Here is a 4,937-nt window from a genome sequence, read left to right as displayed (position 1 = left end):
TTCAACCCGTCAGCGTCGTTGCGACACGTCCCGTCACTCGCTCGGACCCCGTGAGGCGCGTACGTGGTGTAAGCCGACACGTTGTTCGAGCGTGATGCTATCGCTGTCAAGTGGGGCGGCCCAGGTTTGGTCACCGACTATGCCATCGACCGGAAGGCCGCGCCATCGTTGCAAGGCTTCGACTGAGGCGGTTGTGTCGGAGGTGAAGACGCCATCGACCCGGTCAGGGGCAATCTGCCAGCGCTGCGCTGCGTATTCGGTCAATACCGCTTGCAGTGCGGCCACAGAATCGCCTCCGCTGCCCTCCCGCAGGATCGGCATGGATGCACCGCTGGGCAGGGCAGCCCAGGTGGCGGTTCCAGCGATGCCGTCCGGCTCAAGGTTTCGAGCGCGTTGAAAGGCGCGGAGTGCCTGCACTGTCTCGTGGCCAAACATTCCGTCGGCCGGGCCCGGTGCCTCACCGGCGCGCCGCAAGGCGCGTTGGAGATGAAGTACCGCAGCTCCTTGGTGGCCGAACTGCAGGGCAGGGAGGCCCGGCTCGGTCGGTGTCGCAGGGGGTGCCGACTTGCCCAGACGTCGCTCCTGTATCAACTCAAGCATGCGCACGTTGAAGCGGTACACCTTATGACTCAACGTGTTTAGGCGACGATCCAAGGGAGGTACTTCGACGTTACCCTGAGCTACGGAAACGTCGCGCACGAACTGTTCTAGAGCGCGACCGATAGCAGCGTACTCCTCATATACTTCGGTCTCCAGTTGTCGCCGTACTCCTCCACCGAAGTAAGCCTGGGTCAACGCGGCGATGCGGTTGAGATTGTCGTTCCAGACAAGCAGAGAATCCTGGTAGTCGCCGAGTGCACTAGAAAGGTCGTCGACGGTGCTGCCCTCGGCACGTCGCTTCGCAGCCCAGTGCACCCGCCGCATCCGGTATAACCGCCTATCCAGCAGGCTGCTGACTTCCTCGAATATCTTGATCGCCTGCTGGCGTTCTTCGTCGGAACTTTCGACCGTGTGTTGATGGGACCAGGTCCGGCGTTGGAAGACGTAAGCTAACGCACCACCCAGAACGCTGGTCAACAGGAAGCCGGTTGCCAACAGGGCCAGCTGTTCACCCACGTTCCGCCCCTGTTCCCTGCACGCAAATTCTCTGTATCCCCACTTTGTCATAGCTGGCGACCATCGACCACGACACGGGTGGCATCATACGCCCTCCTCCGTGCGGCCGACCACCACCGCGTGCTCAGTTTCACCGGGTAACACCGATAGGCGGTCATCTTCGGGATGTATGCCACCTGTCGGATCAGGGCGTACTGCAAAGTCGTTGATGCTGGTCAAGCGGGGTTTTTGAGGCCGAGGATCTCGATGAGCAGGGCCGTGTCGTGGCGGATGTTGCGGATGGTGGGGGCGATCCGGGTGTGGCCGGCAAGGCGGATCAGCCCGATAGCGAGGTTACGCAGTGTCGCCATGACGCGGGGCAGCGGGCCGGTTCGTACCGTCGAGGCGTTTTCACGGAACGTCACATCGCGGACCCAGTGGAGGCGGTTCTCCACAGTCCAGTGTCCCTGGACGTAGCCGGGGAGTTCGGCGGCACTGACCTCGCTCCTCGCGAGGCTGGTGATCACGTGGACGGTGACCACGGTCGGGATCTTCTTCGTGACCCGCCTGGTTCCTTTGCCTTTGGTCACCGTGCGGGTGGCGTGGCGGCGGATACGGGCGACGGTGCGGGCGTGCGGGTGACGGGCGCGGACCTGGTCGCTGGCGTCCGCGAGCTGGATCGTGCGTTTCTCGTGCCGGCCGTGCGCGCGGCCCTCGGCGGTGTGACCGGCCCTGACGCGGGTCCAGTCGGCCGCGCGGCGGCAGTCATCGGCGAGGGCGGCGGTGTTGCCCTTGACGGTGAACACGAAGTGCGCGCCGAGCTCGGCGACGATCAGCTCGGCGTGCGCCTTCACGGTATGCAGCGCATCGCAGGTGATCACCCAGCCGGTCAGCGGCTGGTAAGCGTGCAACTCGCGCAGCAGCGGGGCGAAACAGCCGACCTCGTTGGTCTTCGCGCCGGTCTCGTGCTCGGCGGGCACGACCCCGTGGCCGTGGGTGACCGCGGCGAGCAGGTGCGGGGCGATCCCGTCCGCGCCGCGGATGGTCTTCCCGTCGACCGCGAGTGCCGGGCGCGCCGCCGGGCCAGCGACCCGGGCCAGGGCGCGCCGCCGGGCCAGCGACCCGGGCCAGGGCGCGGCGCCGCGCCCGGCCGGGCTCCTGCGACGGCGGGCGGCGGTGGCGGCCGGCGAGGTAGGCGCCGACGTGGCGGGCGAGCACCTTCGCCGGCAGCGCCGCGAGCAGCCGCAGCACCGTGTCGCACGACGGGGCCACCTACCGGCCGGCGGTGTCGCGGCGGGCGCCGAGCACGGCGAGCAGGTCCTGCGGCGCGTGGGCCACCCAGACACCGACCCCGATCACCGTGGTCTCCCCGCTCAGCACCGCGGCCACGCACAGGGTGAGCACGACCGGCAGCCGGTGGCGGATCCCGCGGGCGTCCCACGGCTCCGGCACCATCGCGAAACACTCCGGCAGTGGCGCGCCCGTCCGCGCCCGCAACGCGAGCGCCCTGGCCAGCCAGCACATCCAGGCGCTTCTGCGCCCGCACGACCCGCCTGGCCTGCGCCGACGGCGCGGGCTGGGACCCGCCGGCAGGCGCCGGCCGGCCGCCACCGCGCCTGGCAGCCGCCCGCCCTTCCCGCCGCCCGACGGCGGCCGTGCCCGCGCCGAGGCCGAGCGCGTCCCGGCCGGGAGCGCGGGCATGCGAAGCTGGACAGGCAACGGGACCTCCCGCAGGCAGGTGATCTAGGAAGTCCCCGTGTCCTACCGGGACCCCGTTGCCCTCACCTCGCCGACACGCCCACCCAGCACTGGGCGAATCCGGACATCCCTGCGGGTGCGGCCGATCCGCGACGCCTACTCGTCACATTTCGTTACCGCCGCCGCGAGGCGAACCACGCCCGCCACGCACCCTCGGCCCTTACTGACGGTGACGAACAGCCTGCCCCTACACGGCCCACGCAGCCGAACCCGCGCGTTCCAAGGACCGGCCGAACAGCATCCGCCGCACCGTCGCAAGCTCTGCGCGCAGCGTCTCAAGCTCGACCCGCAGGCCCGCGAGTTCCGACTCGCGCGCCGCCTCCCGCCCGAGCAGCCGCGCGTTGTCCGTGACCAGCTCCGCGACCCAGGCACGCAGCCGAACGTTCTCCGCCAGCGTGTCCGCCAGAACCCGAGTCGACAACCGTCACGCACCACAGCAAACCAACCCAGCCACCAGGACATCACCCCCGCAGCCCACCAGGCCACACGCAGACCCCAGCCACCGGAACCGGCACTGGCACCGATCAACAACAGGACTTCCGAATACGTACGGTCAACATCGCTTCGCCCGCGAGGTGCTAGCCAACTGTGGCCAACACTGCGTGTTCTGCGGCCTCGCCCCCAGTGGCGATCTCCTGCAGCGACGCCTTCTCCGCGCCTCACACATCAAGCCATGGCGAGCCTGTACCAACCGGGAACGTCTCGACGTCACCAACGAGCCTTTTCAAAGTAGCTTTGCCTGAATCGGCCATATATTTTCAGGTTGATCCGCCGGATTCACCTGGAGGCCGATCCGACAACAACCTTGATCGAGCGTTGTTGATGTAGTCGCGGAAATTAGAGAGGTCCCCGGTAGATCACAGGGTGCCTAATCCACTGTTCCCTGACCGAGGACTTCCGCTGCTAACCTACCCCGGCACTATCGCGCTCCCGCAGTCGACCCTGGACTTCCTGGCCTCATTGCTGGCCGACGACCGTGCTCAGCGCCAGACGTGGCGCAAGCTGTCCCCACGCGGGCAGGCGCTCCTCGTGCTCGCGCACCTACGCAACGGCGACACCTACGAGCGGCCCGCCGAAGGCTTCGGCGCCAGTGTCGGGACGGTCCACAACTACGTGCGCGAGGCCGTCGATCTGCTGGCCACCCGGGGCCGTAGCCTCCTCGCGGCGGTGTGGACGTTCGCGTGGACGCAGAGCAACTTCCTCATCCTCGACGGAACGGTCGTGCGCACCACCCGTGTCCGGGCACACAACAAGCTGTACCACTCGGGCAAGCACAAGTACCACGGCATCAACCTCCAGGGCCTCACCGACCCCTACGGCAGGATGATCTGGATCTCCGAGGGGCTTCCCGGCAGCGTCCACGACCTCACCGCCGCCCGCACGCACGACATCCTCCACGTGATCGACCGCTCGGAGCTCCACCTCTTCGCCGACAAGGGATATGTCGGCGGCGAAGGAGACCACCTCCTCGTTCCGTACAAGAAGCCACCCGGCGGCGACCTGTCCGATCAGCTAAAGGAGATCAACCGTGCCCACGCCGCCACCCGCGCCAGAGGCGAGCGCGGCTTCGCGATCCTGAAGAACTGGCACATCTTCGACCGCTTCCGCGGCTGTCCCCGCCGCGTCGGGAAGTTCGCCCTCGCCGCATTCATTCTCACCGAGGAAGGGATTTAGGAAAGCTAACTTTGAAAAGGCTCATGGTCCGCGCCCATGCAACAGGCTGGCCGGCGAAACCGCCGTCGGCGAACAGATGACGGCAGCGATGATGGGTGAAGTAGTGGTCTATCAGGAGGCGCCGGCCGCCGTCGCGGTCCTGGACGTTGGCAGGGACGACGAGGACGGTCAGCAGGAGACCCAGCGTGTCGACGATCACGAACCGCTTGCGGCCGTTGACCTTCTTGCCGGCATCGTAGCCGCGGGAGTCGGCGCCGACCGTCTGGGCGCCCTTGACCGACTGGGAGTCCACCACCCCCGCGGTCGGCTCCGCCTCCCGGCCCCGCGCGAGCCGGACCCTGCCCCGCAGCGCGTCATGGATCCCGGCGGTCACGCCTTTTTTCTTCCACCGGTCAAAGAAGCCGTAGACC

General features: G+C 67.6%; 5 protein-coding genes and 1 pseudogene. 1 reads left to right on the top strand and 5 read right to left on the bottom strand.

The window, feature by feature from the left end; genetic code table 11:
• Positions 1-33: 33 nt before the first annotated feature.
• From AC08OO_RS21775 to AC08OO_RS21760, 4 genes are all read right to left on the bottom strand, one after another.
• Entirely contained in the window at positions 34-1,116 is a 1,083-nt protein-coding gene (locus AC08OO_RS21775) for a peptidoglycan-binding domain-containing protein (RefSeq protein ID WP_476611551.1), read from the bottom strand.
• A gap of 215 nt (positions 1,117-1,331) precedes the next feature.
• A complete protein-coding gene (locus AC08OO_RS21770) occupies positions 1,332-2,441 on the bottom strand; it encodes an ISAs1 family transposase (protein WP_476618990.1) in 1,110 nt (369 codons plus the stop codon).
• Positions 2,368-2,619, bottom strand: coding sequence for a transposase family protein (locus tag AC08OO_RS21765; protein ID WP_476618989.1), 252 nt, complete (start codon positions 2,617-2,619; stop codon positions 2,368-2,370). The genes AC08OO_RS21770 and AC08OO_RS21765 overlap by 74 nt, the downstream gene beginning before the upstream one ends.
• A gap of 421 nt (positions 2,620-3,040) precedes the next feature.
• Positions 3,041-3,274 (bottom strand): hypothetical protein, encoded by a 234-nt coding sequence (locus AC08OO_RS21760; protein ID WP_476611554.1) that lies wholly within the window; start codon positions 3,272-3,274, stop codon positions 3,041-3,043.
• Positions 3,275-3,717: 443 nt separating this feature from the next.
• On the opposite strand from AC08OO_RS21760, the gene AC08OO_RS21755 reads away from it, so the two are divergent.
• Entirely contained in the window at positions 3,718-4,527 is an 810-nt protein-coding gene (locus AC08OO_RS21755; RefSeq protein WP_476611555.1) for a transposase family protein, read from the top strand.
• On the opposite strand, the pseudogene AC08OO_RS21750 reads toward AC08OO_RS21755, so the two are convergent.
• Positions 4,514-4,937 (bottom strand): annotated as a pseudogene (locus AC08OO_RS21750) (transposase); the annotation flags it as partial. The gene AC08OO_RS21755 and the pseudogene AC08OO_RS21750 sit on opposite strands and share 14 nt — an antisense overlap.

This window comes from Frankia sp. CeCAU1, from assembly GCF_977971845.1.
The sequence above is the reverse complement of the archived record's forward strand: the minus strand, read 5'-3'. Positions and strand labels throughout refer to the sequence as shown.

Excerpts from the sequence above, each read along its gene's own strand:
- AC08OO_RS21765 (WP_476618989.1), bottom strand. The coding sequence starts at position 2,619 with ATGTGCTGGCTGGCCAGGGCGCTCGCGTTGCGGGCGCGGACGGGCGCG.